This is a genomic window from Sphingomonas sp. LT1P40 (genome assembly GCF_036663835.1).
Lineage (GTDB): Bacteria > Pseudomonadota > Alphaproteobacteria > Sphingomonadales > Sphingomonadaceae > Sphingomonas.
Genome location: NZ_JAXOJT010000001.1, coordinates 309,111 through 325,621 on the forward strand (window position 1 = coordinate 309,111; position 16,511 = coordinate 325,621).

Genomic DNA, 16,511 nt, shown 5'->3' on the forward strand with positions numbered 1-16,511 from the left:
TCAATCTTTGACGGGGGTGTAGGGGGCGCCGGGTTTGGCGGCGAGGGCCTGTGCGATCGGCTGGTCGGCCCAGTCGATCATCATGCCGGGATAGGCGCGGGGGTGGCGGGTGAGCTTGTCGAGTTCCTTGATCTCGTCGGGCGAGAGCGCGAGGTTCACGGTCGCCAGATTGTCGTCCAGCTGGTGCAGCTTCGTTGCGCCGAGGATGATGCTCGACACTGCATCGCGGGTCAGCAGCCAGACGAGCGCGACCTGTGCGACCGTCGCGCCGTGGCCGGCGGCGATTTCGCGCAGCCGGTCGATCAGCACGAAACCCTTGTCCTTGTCGATCGGAAGCCCTTCATAGGTGGCGAGGCGGTCGTCGGCGTCGCCGGGATTTTCGCGGGTGTATTTGCCCGACAGAAACCCACCCGCCAGCGGGCTCCAGGCGGTGACGCCAAGGCCGTAGTGCTTCGCCAGCGGGAAGAACTCAGCCTCGATATCGCGACCGATTAGCGAATACATCAGCTGGGCGTGGCTGAACTGTGCCCAGCCATTGGCGCGTTGCAGTTCGATCGCAGCGGAGACTTTCCACGCTGGCCAGTTCGACACGCCGAGATAGCGCGCCTTGCCCGCACGGACGATGGCGTCGAGTGCCTGAAGTGTTTCCTCCAGCGGCGTGTTCCGATCGTCGCGGTGCGCGATGTAGAGATCGACATGATCGGTGCCGAGCCGTTTCAGGCTCTGGTCGATCGACCAGTGGAGGTGGGAGGCGGACAGGCCCGAGCGGTTGAGTGGTCCGCCCGTGCGCCAGCCCGCCTTGGTCGCGATCACCAGATCGCCACGGCGTCCGGCGATGATCTGACCCAATATCTCCTCGGACTGGCCATTGGCATAGATGTCGGCGGTGTCGAGGAAGTTGATACCCGCGCCGATGGCGCGATCCACCAATGCTGCGGCGTCCTTCGGGTCGGTCTTTGCAATGGCGGGCGTGCCACCGCCGCTGGTGAAGGTCATCGTGCCCAGCGAAAGCCGCGAGACGATCAGGCCGGTATTGCCGAGGCGGGAATAGAGCATATCGGTCTCCTGAATCAGGCCGGGGTTTCAGGTGGGCTGGCGAGCCACGCTTCGGCTTCATTCATCGTGAGAAATATCTTCAGCCGGGGGTGCGTCTGGGTGCGTTCCGCCTGCATCTTGTTGAGCGCGCTGCCGACGACCGAAGCCGCGCGGCCGGAGGTTAGCGCCAGTCCGCCATCGGCGATAGCGGGCAGCAGGTCGGCGACGTCATTCGCCTGAACCGGGAAATTGCGCGAATCGATCAGCACGTCGTAATCGGCACGGATCGCCCGGGTTTCCTGTGCCTTTGCGCCCGAGGCGGCGGCGAATTCCTTGACCGTCTCAACCGTCCAGAAATCACGGATCATCACGTTGAGGCGATTGCGCAGCGGATCATAGTCGATCTGGAAATTCATGCGGCGGTGTCGAGCGCTTCGACGGTGAGCCGGTCGTTGGTATAGACGCACAATTCGGCGGCGATCCCCATTGCCTTGCGACAGATCGTCTCGGCATCCTGTTCGTAGTCGGCCAACGCGCGGGCGGCGGCGAGGGCGAAATTGCCGCCCGATCCGATCGCGGCGATGCCCGCTTCCGGCTCCAGCACGTCACCATTGCCGGTGATGATGAGGGTGATGTCCTTGTCCGCGACGATCAGCATCGCCTCCAGATTGCGCAGAAACTTGTCGGTGCGCCAATCCTTCGCCAGCTCGACCGCAGCGCGCATCAACTGACCCTGATGGCGTTCGAGTTTGGATTCGAGCCGCTCGAACAAGGTGAAGGCGTCGGCGGTCGCGCCCGCGAACCCGGCAATGACCTTACCGTCGCCCAGCGGGCGGACTTTGCGGGCGTTGGGTTTCATGACGGTCTGGCCCTGCGTCACCTGGCCGTCCCCGGCGATGACGACACGACCGTTGCGGCGCACGGAAAGGATGGTGGTGCCGTGCCACTTGATGCTGTCACTCATGGACCGCGATATGGGGAAGGGGACTTGGACTTGCCAAGCCCCCCGGCGTTCGTGCGCGAAAAGTGGCGAAGGTCGCCTATTTATCCACGCCCTTGAGCTTCCCCCATTGGCGCGCGGCGGTGTAGCCGAGATAGCCGGTGCCGAAAAGCGCGTAGAGCGGTTCGGGGATGCCGTTGAGGTATGCGTTCATGCCCGCCGCGATGCCCTTTGCCATGTCCGGCTGGACCGCGCCGATGAGCCCCATCGGGATCGCCCACAGCAACAGCGCGTACATGACGTAGAGAAAGCTGGGGCGGGCGCGGCTGGTCCACGGGTCGGTCGAGTTCGCCTCCGCGACGATGGCCGAGATTTGGGTGCGGACGGTTTCGAGTTCCTGTGTTCCTTCGAGTTTGAGGAGTTCCAGCTTGGCCTGGTCGCGGGCCTTGGGATCGGGGATGATCTTGTCGATCAGGCCCGCGATGGGGCCGATGATTCCTTCGATGATGCTCATGCTGATTTCCTTGACAGACTTGACACAATGACGGGGTTTACGAACCGATACGGTTGGCGAGCCAACCATAGAGAAAGGCCTCGTTGGCCGGGCGGGATTTGGCGAGGGTGAGGTAGCGGGCGCCCTGAAGCGCCTCGACCGCCTTGAGCAGCACCGCCTCGCCTGCGTCGCCGCGCGTGGCGAGGAAGGCGGCGAGTGCGGCGAGGGTGATCGTGCCGATCTGGCCGTCGACGGCCATGTCGGGATAGTCCTTGCCCTCGCGATTGAGCGCGTTGAGTGCGCGTTGCAGAAAGCGCGCGGCGACCGCTGGCCCCATGTTGACGCCGGTGTCGAACAGCTCGGCCGCGAGGGCGGGGGCGTGGCTTGCGACGCCTGAGAAATTGGGTTTGAGCCAGTAGATGCGGCGGTAGATCGCGGCGGCTTCGTCGCGCGGGAAGACGCGCATGTCGCCGGGGTAGCCGTGCGCGCGGGCGACGGCTTCGGTAATGCCCCAGCGCGTGGCGCCGCCGCGATCGGCGGGGTGGTTGGAATAGCCGCCCTCCCGGGCGATCACGTCTTCGATGAGATGGTCGATGGTCATCTTGCCCTCCTGTTGAGGGCAATTCATTTACCCATATGGTTCGTTGTAGGAAAGCTCCAATTGTTAGGGTAGAGGATGGCATGACCAAATCCCGCCCCGATCAACTCCTCGTCGAACGCGGCCTCGCCGAAAGCCGGACGCGGGCGCAGGCGTTGATCCTGGCGGGGCTGGTGTTCAGCGGCGACAAGCGCGTGGACAAGCCGGGGCAGGCGATGGCGGCGGACGTGCCGCTGGAGGTGCGCGGGCGCGATCATCCGTGGGTGTCGCGCGGGGGCGTGAAGCTGGCGCATGGGCTGGACGTGTTCGGGATCGACCCGGCGGGCATGGTGGCGATTGATGTGGGGTCGTCGACCGGCGGGTTCACCGACGTGCTGCTGACGCGCGGGGCGGTGCGGGTTTACGCGGTGGACAGCGGGACCAATCAGCTGGCGTGGAAGCTGCGGCAGGACGATCGCGTGGTGGTGCATGAGCAGACCAGCGCGCGGATTCTGACGGCGGCACATGTGCCGGAGCCAGTGGATATCGTGGTGTGCGATGCGAGCTTTATCGGGCTGGCCAAGGTGCTGGAGCGACCGTTCGCGTTCGTGCGTGAGGGGGCTTGGGTGGTGGCGCTGATCAAGCCGCAGTTCGAGGCGGGGCGCGAGGAAGTGGGCAAGGGCGGCGTGGTGCGCGATCCGGCTGTGCATGCGCGGGTGTGCGATGACGTGGTGGCGTGGCTGGAGGGCGCGGGCTGGAGCGTTGCGGGGGTGACGCAGAGTCCGATTACCGGGCCGGAGGGGAATGTGGAGTTTCTGGTTGCAGCGCAGGCCGGGGCGGCGGGGGAGATGGTGGGCAGCGCGGCGGATATTTAGGCTACTGCTAGCTCGTGGTGATGAGCGGTCATTTTCTAATCGAGCGATTTAGTCAAAGCAGCAACGTCGATCATCCCGGCTCGGTATGGTCCATCGCCGTCTCCATCAATCTGCGGCTCATCGAACACTATCCATGCCTGCTCCTTTGTGCTTTTCATCGTTGGGACCAACATGATTACGGGATTTGTAAGATCGCCCGTCATCTCGTCAGCTATGGATGCGGGATACGGCTTCACTGTTCCGGTTGCACCGCACGCCCAGTGGAATGTATCAGCTATTTGAACGCGATCACCAGCCTCGATCTTCATTAAAGTCTGGGAGGCAAATGCGTTGTTGTCTGCAACCGGATCGCAAGCAGACAGAAAGTCACCTTATTGTCACCCCGGCCCTGAGCCGGGGTCCCGCTTTCTGGCGTTGGGAGAAGAAGCGGGACCCCGGCTCAAGACCGGGGTGACGGTGTGTTTAGGCGGCGGGTTTTTGGGGCAATGCCCTACTCACCCATACCCATTCCGAGCCCGCTCCGCCGCCCGCACCACCCCGCGCCCCACCGGTTGCGGCTTGGCCGGGTCGGGCCACGCTGGCGCCGTTGTCCAGCCGAGATGCGGCAGGCTGACGCTGCGTTTGCCGGAGAGGTCGGTGCGGGCGACGATCAGGCCCTTTTCCTCGATGAACGCCATCATCCGCTTGGCGCGGCCGAGCGAGCTGGTGCCGTAGAGCGCGGCGATTCTGGCATCGGACGGGCAGGGTTCGCTGGCGCGGGCGGCGCGGGCGAGGGCGAGGAAAGGGGCGAGCATTTCCTCCGGCAATGACGCGGCCAGCGTGATCGCTTCGTCCCAGTCGGCGGGGTCGAGGATGCCGGCGCGGGCGAAGGCGAGGGCGGAGCGGAACGCAGCCATGTCCATGCCGGTGTCGACGCCGCGCATCCGGCAGCGGACGGTGTAATCCTGATATTGCGACGGCAGCGGCTGCGGGTTTTCCTCGGCCACGATCTCGGCAAGGATGGCGTGGCGGACATCGGCCTGTTCGCCCTCTTCCAGCACCGGCATGTCGGGGACCGGCGGCGGGGCGGGCGTGGCGACGGCGCGCAACAGGTCCGCCATCGGCACCGGGGCGGGCGGCGGCGGGGGTGGCGCTTCGTCGGCAGCGTGCGCGGCGAACAGCATGTCGCGCATCTCATCGGTGGGGCCGGTGGGGAGCGGCATCAGTTTCGGGCTGGCGGCCTTGGAGCCGGTCTTGACCTCACCGATTCGAATGCTGATCGGGCGGCGGGTGATGGCGGGGCCGAGCGCGAGGAACTCGCCGCGCGCAAGGTCGCGGATCGAGTCGGCCTGTTTGCGCTCCATGCCGAGCAGGTCGGCGGCGCGGGCCATGTCGATGTCGAGAAAGGTGCGGCCCATCAGGAAGTTGGACGCTTCGGCGGCGACGTTCTTGGCGAGCTTGGCGAGGCGCTGCGTTGCGATGACCCCGGCGAGGCCGCGCTTGCGACCGCGACACATGAGGTTGGTCATCGCGGACAGCGAGGCGCGGCGGGCGTCCTCGGTCACTTCACCGGCGGCGGCGGGGGCGAAGAGTTGGGCCTCATCGACCACCGTCAGCACGGGATACCAGTGTTCGCGCGGGGCATCGAACAGGCTGGCGAGGAAGGCTGCGGCGGCGCGCATCTGGCCGTCGATCTCAAGCCCTTCGAGGTTGAGGACGACGCTGGCGCGATGTTCGCGGACGCGCGCGGCGAGGCGGCCGAGTTCGGGGAGACTGTAGTCCGAAGCATCGACCGCGATATGGCCGAAGGCGTCGGCGAGGGAAACGAAGTCGCCTTCGGGGTCGATCACGACTTGCTGGACGAGGCCTGCGCTGCCTTCGAGGAGGCGGCGCAGCAGATGCGACTTGCCCGAGCCCGAATTGCCCTGAACGAGCAGACGGGTGGCGAGCAACTCCTCCAGATCGACGGCAACCGGGTTGCCGCCATTGTCGAGTCCCATGTCGATGCGGGCAGTCATTGGGGGATGCTGTGGCGCATGGCGGGGGGTGGGGGCAAGGGCGGTGAGACGAAAATCCTCCCTGTGCTGGGGAGGATTTTATACCGTGATGACTTCACTCTGATTTTCTTTCACCCCGGGCTTGACCCGGGGTCCCGCTAACGGCGACCGCTCGAAGAAGCGGGACCCCGGGTCAAGCCCGGGGTGACGATGGTTGGTTCAAGCTGAAGTCATCATGCTCTAGTCCTTCAACCTCGCCGCCAGAAACGCCAGCACGTCGGCCTCGGTCGCCGCCTTCGCAGTGGCGTTCGCCTGCACGGACTGCCGCGATTTGGTCGGCGTGTCGTAGCTGTGCGTCGCGCCCTCGAACATGCGCAGCGCGATGTCGTTGCCGGCCGCCTTGCTGCGATCGACGAAGGTCTGGCAGAGTTTGGGTGAGACCTCTTCATCCGCGGTGCCCATGAATACGCGGACGGGGTGGTAGGGTTTGTAGCCCTTCTCGAAGCGCTTCTTGAGCCCGCAGCCGGGGTAGAGCGCGACGCCCGCTGCGAAGCCGAGCTTGCGCATGTCGCCGGGCTTGTCGTCCGCCATTGCGGCAAGCGTGGTGCTGGCGCCGTTGGACCAGCCGAGCAGGGCGACGCGGTTGGCGGTGATGTCGGCGCGCGACTGGAGGAAGCGGAGCGCGCCATAGGCGTGCAAGGGACGGAAATCGACTTCGTCGACGGCGGCGGGGCGGTCGGCATAGGTGCCGGCGGCGAACCCGGCGGGGAAGCCGACTGCGCCGAAATCATCGACCATGAGGGCGGCGTAACCGCTTTTCGCCAGCAGTTCGCCCCATGCCTTATGGCGGCTGGAGAGGGTCGAGGCGTCGTATTTGCCCTTGGCCAGCGACGAGTATGCGCCACCGCGACCGTGCATCATCACCACCGCCGGGAGCTTGGCTGGGGCGTTTGCTGGCTTGAAGAGGTAGCCTTTCACTTGCGTCTTGCCATCGCGGCTGAGGAAGGTGACATCCTCGACCTTCACCTCCTGCGCGGCGGCGGGGGTGACGATCACGATGGCGGCGGCGAGCAGGTGGCGCATTATTTCCTCGCTGGCAAAATGATGGTGCGGGCGACCCCGTCGCGGCGGGGATCGGCACCGCCGTCGAACTTGCCGTCACGGATGAACACGCCGTGGAGCCCGGAATCCTCGCCGGTGCCGCCGCGCACGGTGACGCCGCGTTCGGCCATCGCGGCGAGCAGTGAGGGGGCAAACTTGTCGGTCTCGCCATTGAAGCTCGATCCGCGCGCAACGAGGTTGGGCAGGGCGATGGCGTCGGCGACGGACATGTTCCAGTCGATGATGCCGATCAGCGCCTTTGACACATAGCCCAAGATCGCGTTGCCGCCGGGCGAGCCGATCGCGCCCGCGAGGCTGCGGTCGCCGTTGAGAATGACGGTGGGGACCATCGACGAGCGCGGGCGCTTGCCGGGGGCGATGATGTTGGGACCGGTCGGCACGAACGAGAAGTCGGTCATCTGGTTGTTCAGGAAAAAGCCATCGACCATCCGGCCGGTGCCGAAGAAGCTTTCGACCGTGGTGGTGACGGAGACGGCGTTGCCATCGCCATCGACGACGATGAAGTGCGAGGTGCCGGGGACTTCGTTGGTGAAGTCCACGCTGGCGGTGGTGACGCCCGGGGGCGTGCCTGCGACGGGGGGCGCTCCGGCCCGGTCGGAGATGAGTGCGGCTCGGGCAGCGACATAGGCAGGGTCGAGCATGCCCTTGACCGGCACGGTGGCCACGTCGCCGACATAGGCGTCGCGGTCGGCATACATCAGGCGGCTGGCCTCGGCATATTTGACCCAGGCGACGGGGTCATTCGGGCCACGTGCGGCGATGTCCGTGCGCTCGACCATTGCCATCAATTGCAGCAGGCCGACGCCGCTGGAGGGCGGGGGCGGGGCGCAGAGGATGTAGATGCGATAGCCGTTGCACAGCGCCGGGCGCATCACCGATCTGTAGCGCGCCAGATCGGTCAGCGTCATCGTGCTGGCGAGGTCGCCTTCGCGGACACGGGCGACGATGCGGCGCGCTGTCTCGCCGGTGTACATCGCGTCCCGCCCCTGTGCGGCGAGGCGGCGGAGGAAGGCAGCATAAGCGGGGTTACGGAGCGTATCGCCCGCCTTGATCTTCTCGCCGCGTTCGTTCTTGAAATAGGCGACGGCGTCGGGCGCATTGGGTTGCGGGCCGCCCGAGTTGACGAAGCGGCCAAGGCGGGCGGTGACGGTGAAACCCTGATCGGCGGTGCGGATGGCGTCGTCGAACAGCGCGTTCCATGGCAGCTTGCCGTTCTTCGCATGGGCCTTGTCCAGCATTTCCACGACGCCGGGGACACCGGTGGCGCGACCGGAGAGGACGGCAGTGCGGAAGGGGAGCGGCTTGCCATCCGGGCCGAGGAACATTTCGGCGGTGGCACCCGCGGGCGCGGTTTCGCGGCCGTCATAGACGGTGACGGCTTTGGTCTGTGCGTCGTAGCGGACAAGGAACGCGCCGCCGCCAAGGCCGGAGCTTTGCGGCTCGACGAGGCTGAGCATCGCCTGAATCGCGACGGCGGCATCGACCGCGCTGCCGCCCTTGCGCAGGACATTGAGGCCCGCTTCGGCGGCAAGTGGATGGGCGGCGGCAACGAAGGCCTGACGCTCCGTGGCGGCCGGTGCCGCCGGCGGCGCGACGGGGCCAGCGGTTCCCGGCGCGTTTCGTGGCGTGCAAGCGGCGAGACCGGTGAGCGCGAGCGTGAGCGCGAGTGGCTTCATCAGCTTCATGGCTCGATCGCCTTGGCACCGGGACGTCGCGGATCGGTGCCGCCGAGGAACAGATTGTCGGTAATCATGATCGACTGCGCACTTCCCATCGTTTCATCAGACGTGATGCGATGGCCCTTTGCCTTCAACGCCGCAACCGTATCCGGGTTGAAATTGGGTTCGACGCGGAGCGTCGCGGTCGTTCCCTGATAGATTCGCGGCTGGTGCGTCGCCTCATCGACGTTCAGGCCATAGTCGATCGCATTGACCACAATCTGAACCACCGTGGTCGGGATCGTGCTGCCGCCCGGGGTGCCGGTGACCAGCCACGGCTTGCCATCCTTGAAGATGATCGTCGGCATCATCGTGGACAGCATGCGCTTGCCCGGGGCCATCGCGTTGAGCGGCGGGGCTTCGCGCTTGCGCTGGGCCTCCCATGCCTGTTCGTGGCTGAAATTGTTCATCTGGTTGTTGAGCAATATGCCGGTGCCCGCGATCATCATGCCCGATCCGAAATCGGAGCCGAGCGTGTAGGTGGTCGAGACGGCGTTGCCCTCTGCATCCGCGACCGAATAATGCGTGGTCGAGGGGCTTTCATATTTCAGGGGGTCGCCCGCTGGCAGGTCGCGGACGGGGGTGGCATTGTTCGGGTCGATCAGCTCGGCGCGTTCGGCGGCATATGCCTTGGACACGAAACCCTTGACCGGCGCGGTGACGAAGGCGGGATCGCCCAGCACACGGTAGCGGTCGATGTACGCTAGCTTCATCGTCTCGGCGAGGATGTGGAGCGAGGCGGCGGACCCTTGCCCCAGCGCCTTCATGTCGAAATGCTCGAGGATGTTGAGCATGTTCAGCAAGGTCGCACCGCCCGCGCTGGCCGGGGGCGCGGTATAAACGGTATAGCCGCGATAGGTGCCGGTCAGCGGCGCGCGTTCGACTGGTTTGTAGGCGGCGAGATCGGCGGCGGTGACGATGCCGCCATTGGCCTTCATGTCCGCGGCGATGCGGCGGGCGACTTCGCCGGTGTAGAAGCCTTTCGCGCCCTCTTTGGCGATCTTGCCGAGCGTCCAGGCGAGGTCGGGTTGCTTGAGGATTTCGTCCTTGGCGTAGAGGGTGCCGTCGGGCTTGTAGAAGGTCGTCTTGCCCGACGTGCTTTTCGACAGGCGTTCGCGACCCCAGCCGAAGACAAAGGCTTCGTCGGCGGTGAGTTTCACGCCGTCGCGGGCGAGGCGGAGCGCCGGTTCGACGACCTTGGCCCAGGGGAGTTTGCCCCATTTTTTGTGGGCGTGCTCAAGCCCCGCAACGGTGCCGGGGACGGAGGGGGCGAGATAGCCATAGGAGGCGATCGCGCGTTCCTTGCCCTTTTCATCGACGAACATTGCGGGGGTGGCCGCACGTGGGGCGATGCCGCGAAAGTCGATGACGCGGACCTGTTTCGACTTGGCGTCGTAAACGGTCATGAAGCCGTCGCCGCCGATGTTGCCCGCGCGCGGCAACGTGACGGCGAGTGCGAAGCCGATGGCGACGGCGGCGTCGATGGCGTTGCCGCCATCGCGCATGATCTGTGCGCCGACCTCGCTGGCGATGGCGTTCTGGCTAACCACCATCCCGCGCGTGCCGACGACGGGAGAGTGGACCGAGGGGTATTCGAGGAGGTGTTTACTCTGCGCCGCGACGGGCAAGGGCAGCGCAAGGGCGAAGGCAGTTAGGGCTAGGACAAGGTTACGCAGGAACACGGGCAAACCCCTCATACATCGTCGGCGGATTTATAGACGGCCACGTCCAGTTCCCCCTCCCACCGCGCGACGGCGGTGGCGATGGCGAGGTCGGAGGTGACGTTGGGGACGGTACGAGTCATGTCGAGAATGCGGTCGAACGGCAGGATGAAGCCGACGACGATGGCGGTCTGTTCCGGCGTGATGCCGATCGCGTGTAGCACGGCGGCGAGCACGAACAGCGATCCGGAGGGGACCGGGGCGACGCCCATCGCGACGATGGTGGTGGTGGCGGCGATCACCAGATAATCGGCCCAGCTGAGATCGATGCCGAATGCCTGGGCCGAGAACAAAGTGAGCATGGCGACATACATCGCCGCGCCGTCCATGCCGATGGTCGCGCCGAGTGGCAGGACCGTGGAGGCGATGGGAGGTGAGACGCCCAGATTGCGCTCGGCAACGCGGATCGCGACAGGCAATGTGGCGGAACTGGACGAGGTCGAGAAGCCGACCATGATCGCGTCGGCGATGCCGCGGAAGAAGGGCAGCGGGGGCAGCCACGCCATCAGCCGCACGACGATCAGCCCGTGAATCAGCAAGGTGACGATGGCCGATCCGATGACGACGCACAGGCCGAGTTTCAGCACTGCGAGAAAGCTCGACGGACCGGTCGTGCCCATGACCACTGCGATCAGTGCGAACACGCCGAACGGCGCGGTTTCCATCACGAAGCCGACGATCTTCAGCATCACCTCCGACCCGGCATTCAGGAACTGGCGCACCGGCTCCGCGCCCTTGCCCGCCGCGATCACGCCCGCGCCGACGAGGATGGCGAAGAAGATGACGGCGAGCGTCTTGCCCTCCGCCATCGCGCCGATGGGATTGTCGGGGATGATCTCCATGAACATCTGTGCGGTGTCGGGTGGGGTCCCCATCGCTTTCGGAATCGCGCCCGCGAAACTGGCACCCAGGCCGGGGGCGATGAGCGTCGCCACAATGAGCCCGGTGGTGACGGCGAGCGCGGTGGTGAAGATGTACATCGCCAACGTCTTCACGCCGATGCTGCCAAGGCGTTTGGGATCCGCCAGCGCGGCGACGCCGGAGGCGATTGTCAGGAACACCAGCGGCACCACCAGCATGCGGATCAGGCGCACGAACAATGTGCCAATCCAGCCGATCGCGGTTGCGCCTTCACCCCATAGCAAGCCGACGGCGGCCCCGAGGACAAGCGCGCCGAGGATGCGTTTCCACAGCGCGACGCCGAACCACCATGCAAAGGCGCGACGGACGGGACCGCGTCGTTCGGACGTTTCCACGGCTTCGGGCGCGGTCGTTTCGGTCATGCGGGGCAGTTCCACTTCGGTTGGCGTGGCTTGGGCAGCGGACGTCCGGCGAGCGTGCCGGTCAGGCGACCCTTGTCCACTGCGAGACGGCCATTGACCAGCACGTATCGCACGCCGACCGAGGGCCGGTCGGGCGAGTCATAGGTCGCCTGTTCGGCATAGGTCCGTGCGTCCAAAATCGCGATGTCGGCGAACTTGCCGGGGGCGAGCGTGCCACGATCCAGCAGGCCGAGGATCTGAGCGGTCTGACCGGACGAGCGCTGGACAAAACGTTCGGGCGTCATCAACTGCTTCTCGCGCACGAACAGCCGCCAGCCGCGCGCGAAGCTGCCCATGCGGCGCGGGTGGCCGTTGGTGGCGTCGGAGGATGTCACCACCCAGGGTTCGCGGGCAAAGGCATCGATGTCGGATGCGATCATGTTGAAGCTGGCGATGCTGGCGCCGGGTTCGGCGATGAGCAGCCGGATCGCGGCGTCGAGCGGGGGGAGGTTCCACGCGCGGGCAATGGCGTCGAGGCGTTTGCCCTTGTGTGCGCCGCTGACGAGAAGGATGGCGTTCGCGCCGCCGCGTATGCGCAGTTGTTCGGTGATCTCGGCGCGCAGTTTGGCATCAGCGGTCTTGAGGTTGGCAACCATCGCGAACGCGCCACCGTCCTGTGCGCGGCGCGGGACGAGCGCGGCAGCGAGCGACGTGCTGGAGGCTTCCCACGGATATTCGTCGGCGGTGATCTTCAGGCCGGATTTCTGCGCAGCGCGGATATGCGCGATGACTTTCGGCGCCATGCCCTGCGCGTCGACGCCAAGTGCCTTGATGTGCGCGATGTGGAGCGGGAGTTTGCCGGTGCGCGCGATCGTCATCGCTTCGTCGATTGCGGGGAGCAGGCCGATCGAGGCGCTGCCTTCGTCGCGCAGATGGGTTTCATAGATCCCGCCATAGCGTCCGGCGACGCGGGCTAGGGCAGCGACTTCCGCCGTTTTGGCGAAGCTTTGCGGGGCGTAATAGAGACCGGCGGACAGGCCGAGCGCGCCGTCGCACATCGCGCGGGCAACGAGCGTTTCCATCCTTGCGGTTTCAGCGGGCGTCGGTGCGCGGTCGCGGTTGCCGATCACCGCAAGGCGGGCTTCGCCGAAGCCGGTGAAGCTGGCGACATTGGGGCCCGTGGGATTGGTGGACAGACGGGCGAAGAGCCCGGCGATATCGGTCGCGCCGCCGCCGTCATTGCCGATGGCGATGCTGGTGACCCCTTGCAGCAAATGGTTGGCGAGCTGGCGCTTGGTCACGTCCTTCGACAATGCATCGGACGTCGAATGGGTATGCGGGTCGATCAGGCCGGGCGTGACGGTCAGGCCGCGCGCGTCGATCGTGCGGAGAGCGGTCGTGCCGCGTGGGCGTTGGCCGACATAGACGATGCGATCGCCGGTGATGCCGATCTCGGCGGCACGCGGCGCGCTGCCCGTGCCGTCGATGACTTGCCCGCCGGTGATGATGAGGTCGAGGGTGCGAAGTGTCTGGTCAAGGCTGGGGCTTGCCGCACTGCCCCACCCCAACCCAGTGGCAGGTCGCTCAGCGCCCCGGGCTGAGCTTGGACTGCCGGGGGCAGTCCAACCTGCCACTCCTGAAGGGGAGGGGCTAAGGATCAGCAGAACCGTAAGCCCGAACAAACGCATCAGAATTTCTTGCTGACCGACGCGTAGATCTGGCGGCCGCGGTTGCCGTACAGATCGCCGATATAGCCGGTGCTCTGGTCGGCGATCGGTGCAAGCTGGTTGAACATGTTGCGCGCGCCGATACGGAAGCGGGTGCCGTCGAGCACGCCGCTGTCCGGCGTGACCTGAAGGTACAGGCTGTGCGTCATGTAATCATCGACGCGGAAACGGGTGCCGTCCGCCAGCGAGGCGGACGTGTCGTTGACCGCCCCGACATAGCTGGTGAAATAACCCGCGCCCCACATGCCCGACTTCCAGGTGATGCTGGCCGAACCGCGCCATTTCGGACGGCCATTCTCCTCGATGATGCTCTGTGCACCGGTAATGTTGATCGTCGGATCGATCGTGCCGTCGGCCTGGGCGTCGATCAGCGCCTGTGACGCCGGCCCCGGCACCTGATAGAATTCAAGAAGCCGCGCGGCATTCAACCGCACGCTGAAATCGCCGAGCGCGGTGTCCTTGACCTGATAATAGACACCCAGATCATAGCCGCGCACGGCACGCGGCGTCAGGTTGGTGTAATTGTCGATCACCTGAATGATCCGGCCGACCGGCGCGATGCCGGTGCCCGCGACCGCATCGATTTCCGCCGGGGTCGGCGCGGCGCGCTGAACGTTGGGGTTGGACGAGCCCGACAGGCGCAGGAAGTAGTCGAGCACCAGCGCGTTGGAATCGCCGAACAGGCCAATTACGTTCTTTTGCCGGATTTCCCAGTAGTCGGCGGTGAAGGTCAGGCGACCCGCGCTGCCCAGATTCAGCTGATAGGTGCCGCCCAGTGACAGGCTGTCCGATTCCTCGGGCGTCAGCGTCTGGCTGCCCGACCGGTTGCTGACCACGCCCTGACTGCGCGTGCAGGCGTCGAAATTGGCGATGCGCCCGGCGCGCAGATCGGCCTCGCACTTGATCCAGTCGGTGCGGGTGTTGGAACGCTGAATGCCGTTCTCGAACAATTGCGGCAGATTCGGCGCGCGGAAGCCCTGTGACCATGACCCGCGCAGCTGGAGGTTGGCGACGGGGTACCAGGACAAAGCGACCTTTGGCTTCGCCACCGATCCGAAGCCCTGATAGCTTTCCACGCGGCCCGCGAGCTGGAGATCGAGCGAACGGACCAGCGGGATATCCATATCTTCGGAGACCACCGGTACCGCCAGTTCGAGGAAGGCGGAGAAGGCGTCGCGCTTGCCCTTGCTGTCCGGCGTCGGGCTGGCGCCGATCGTGTCGCTGCCGTTCGATGATCCGTCGAGCGCGGTGAAGCTGATCGTACCGTCGAGGCGCGGATCGCGGTCGTCGGCGAAGGTTTCGTGCCGGAACTCGATCCCCGCCGCCATGCCGACACGACCGCCCGGCAAGTTGAACAGGTCGTTCTTCGACAACTTGAAGTCCGCCATCGCCAGCTCGGTCGTGCTGACGCGGCCGATATCGACCATGAAGCCGTCGATCACGCTTTGCGGGTTGGGCGTGGAGTCGATGCGGCCGGGATTGGCCGGGTCGCCACCGTTGAACGGGTTATAGGCGGTGGCGTCGAGGCGACCGAGTGCTTCCTGAAACTTGGTCAGGCTGACCGTGCGCATGCTGTCCGCCGTGCGCGCCTTTGAATAGAGCGCGGCGCTGTCGAAGTCGAAGCCCAACAGTTCGCCCCGGAACCCGGCGAGGAAGCGGGTGGTGTCGTTGCGGACATTGACGACCAGCGGGCCGGCATCGACCGGGCGATAGTCGATCAGCTCGATCGGCACGCCGGTGGTGGCGACGCCGGTCAGACCGGGGATGCGGTTTGGGCTGCCAACCGGACCGAACGGGTTGTAGAAACCGTTGGCGGGGATAATCAGCCGCTGGCTGGCGAGCGCGGTGTCCTGTTCGCGCTGCGAGCGATAATCGGCGCGATACCAACCCGCCTCGGCAAAGAATTCGAGGCCGCTGTCGAATTCATGGTTGAAGAAGCCGAACATGTTGATCCGCTGATTGCGGCCGACGATCGTGCGGACGTCGTTAATGTCGTATTTGAGATTGTTGTCGGTGGAGGCGGTCGAGAGCGAGCTGTTGTCGAAACAGGTGCCGGCATAGCCGCTGGCGACGACGCAGCCCTCGTTGGTGCTGGGCTGAATGTGGAAGATGCCGCTGGTCGTCAGCGTGACGCCATTGGCCTGTGCGGCGGTGGTCGATGCGACGAAGCTGTTGGTCAGCCGCTGAAACTCGCCCCAGATGCTGTCGACCGAGGTGTTGTCGAAATCGGTGTCACCTTCAAACGGCGTACCCACCACCAGCGGGCGCAGATCGGCCGAGCGCGAATTGCGGCGCTCGCGTGCGAACAGCGCGTCGCGGTGGTTGAACGACCCGAACAGCGAGATGTTGGTCTTGCCATCGTTAAAGCTGTGTCCGGCCTCGAACCCCAGTTCATATTCGCGCTGGTCCGAATTGTCGGTGAAGCCGACCTCACCGGTGACACGCAGCCCCTTGAAATTGTCCTTCAGCACCGTGTTGATGACGCCGGCAACCGCGTCCGAGCCATAGATGGCGGCGGCACCGTCGAGCAGCACTTCGACCCGGCGGACGCCGAGCACGGGGATGGTGTTGGTGTTGACGCTCTGCACCGGCACGAGATTTTCGGCCTGGGTGCCGGGGTGAAGGACCATGCGGCGGCCATTCAACAGCACCAGCGTGTTGCCGGTACCGAGCGCGCGCAGGTTGATCGACGCGGTGTCGCCGCGCGCATCGTTAATGCCGCCGGCATCGCGGCTTTCGTTGAAGGCGACGTCGCCCGCCTGCGGGATCGAGCGGAACAGATCGTCGCCGCTGGTGGCGGCAGTGGCGGCGATGTCGTCCTCGTTCAGCACGACGACGGGGAGCGATCCGGCGACGTCCGCGCCCTTGATCTGCGATCCGATGACGACGACTTCCTCACCCTCGTCGCCCTGAACATCGGCGGCGGTCTGCGGTGCGTCCTGAACCGGGGCGGGTGCGCCGGTGTCCTGTGCCATGGCGGCGTTGGCGGCGGCGAGAAGCGAAATCCCGCCCATCAGGCTGGCGATGCGGATTGCAGTCTTCATGTTGTTACCCCTTTTACAAAA

General features: G+C 65.6%; 14 protein-coding genes. 1 reads left to right on the top strand and 13 read right to left on the bottom strand.

Going from position 1 to position 16,511, the window contains the following annotated elements:
• The 5 genes from U1702_RS01490 to U1702_RS01510 all read right to left on the bottom strand — a co-directional run bounded on the left by U1702_RS01490 (window position 1) and on the right by U1702_RS01510 (window position 3,069).
• Window positions 1-1,056 carry an aldo/keto reductase gene (locus tag U1702_RS01490; protein WP_332721474.1) on the bottom strand — a complete coding sequence of 352 codons (1,056 nt, stop codon included), beginning with the start codon at window positions 1,054-1,056 and terminating at the stop codon, window positions 1-3.
• 14 nt (window positions 1,057-1,070) lie between these two features.
• A complete protein-coding gene (locus U1702_RS01495; protein ID WP_332721475.1) occupies window positions 1,071-1,451 on the bottom strand; it encodes a hypothetical protein in 381 nt (126 codons plus the stop codon).
• Window positions 1,448-1,999 (bottom strand): ATP-dependent protease subunit HslV, encoded by a 552-nt coding sequence (gene hslV / locus U1702_RS01500; protein WP_332721476.1) that lies wholly within the window; start codon window positions 1,997-1,999, stop codon window positions 1,448-1,450. The genes U1702_RS01495 and hslV overlap by 4 nt, the downstream gene beginning before the upstream one ends.
• 76 nt (window positions 2,000-2,075) lie before the next feature.
• On the bottom strand, window positions 2,076-2,489 hold the full coding sequence (locus U1702_RS01505; protein WP_332721477.1) for a holin family protein: 414 nt from the start codon (window positions 2,487-2,489) through the stop codon (window positions 2,076-2,078).
• A gap of 37 nt (window positions 2,490-2,526) precedes the next feature.
• Window positions 2,527-3,069 carry a glycoside hydrolase family 108 protein gene (locus U1702_RS01510; RefSeq protein WP_332721478.1) on the bottom strand — a complete coding sequence of 181 codons (543 nt, stop codon included), beginning with the start codon at window positions 3,067-3,069 and terminating at the stop codon, window positions 2,527-2,529.
• A gap of 80 nt (window positions 3,070-3,149) precedes the next feature.
• On the opposite strand from U1702_RS01510, the gene U1702_RS01515 reads away from it, so the two are divergent.
• On the top strand, window positions 3,150-3,920 hold the full coding sequence (locus U1702_RS01515) for a TlyA family RNA methyltransferase (RefSeq protein ID WP_332721479.1): 771 nt from the start codon (window positions 3,150-3,152) through the stop codon (window positions 3,918-3,920).
• A 35-nt stretch (window positions 3,921-3,955) separates the two neighbouring features.
• Here U1702_RS01515 and U1702_RS01520 read toward each other — a convergent pair whose 3' ends face one another.
• The 8 genes from U1702_RS01520 to U1702_RS01555 all read right to left on the bottom strand — a co-directional run bounded on the left by U1702_RS01520 (window position 3,956) and on the right by U1702_RS01555 (window position 16,490).
• The gene (locus U1702_RS01520) at window positions 3,956-4,228 is read right to left on the bottom strand and encodes a hypothetical protein (RefSeq protein WP_332721480.1); all 273 of its coding nucleotides are present in this window, start codon (window positions 4,226-4,228) and stop codon (window positions 3,956-3,958) included.
• Between the two features lie 186 nt (window positions 4,229-4,414).
• Complete coding sequence (locus U1702_RS01525) at window positions 4,415-5,917, bottom strand: helicase HerA domain-containing protein (protein ID WP_332721481.1); 1,503 nt, start codon at window positions 5,915-5,917, stop codon at window positions 4,415-4,417.
• A 219-nt stretch (window positions 5,918-6,136) separates the two neighbouring features.
• Window positions 6,137-6,979 carry a dienelactone hydrolase family protein gene (locus U1702_RS01530; protein WP_332721482.1) on the bottom strand — a complete coding sequence of 281 codons (843 nt, stop codon included), beginning with the start codon at window positions 6,977-6,979 and terminating at the stop codon, window positions 6,137-6,139.
• Complete coding sequence (locus tag U1702_RS01535) at window positions 6,979-8,703, bottom strand: gamma-glutamyltransferase family protein (RefSeq protein ID WP_332721483.1); 1,725 nt, start codon at window positions 8,701-8,703, stop codon at window positions 6,979-6,981. Before U1702_RS01535 ends, U1702_RS01530 begins: the two co-directional genes overlap by 1 nt.
• Window positions 8,700-10,418, bottom strand: a complete 1,719-nt coding sequence (gene ggt / locus U1702_RS01540) for a gamma-glutamyltransferase (protein ID WP_332721484.1) — start codon at window positions 10,416-10,418, stop codon at window positions 8,700-8,702. The genes U1702_RS01535 and ggt overlap by 4 nt, the downstream gene beginning before the upstream one ends.
• Window positions 10,419-10,429: 11 nt before the next feature.
• A complete protein-coding gene (locus tag U1702_RS01545) occupies window positions 10,430-11,740 on the bottom strand; it encodes a dicarboxylate/amino acid:cation symporter (RefSeq protein WP_332721485.1) in 1,311 nt (436 codons plus the stop codon).
• Window positions 11,737-13,287 (bottom strand): N-acyl-D-amino-acid deacylase family protein, encoded by a 1,551-nt coding sequence (locus U1702_RS01550; RefSeq protein ID WP_332721486.1) that lies wholly within the window; start codon window positions 13,285-13,287, stop codon window positions 11,737-11,739. The genes U1702_RS01545 and U1702_RS01550 overlap by 4 nt, the downstream gene beginning before the upstream one ends.
• A 119-nt stretch (window positions 13,288-13,406) precedes the next feature.
• Complete coding sequence (locus tag U1702_RS01555) at window positions 13,407-16,490, bottom strand: TonB-dependent receptor domain-containing protein (protein WP_332721487.1); 3,084 nt, start codon at window positions 16,488-16,490, stop codon at window positions 13,407-13,409.
• Window positions 16,491-16,511 lie beyond the last annotated feature (21 nt).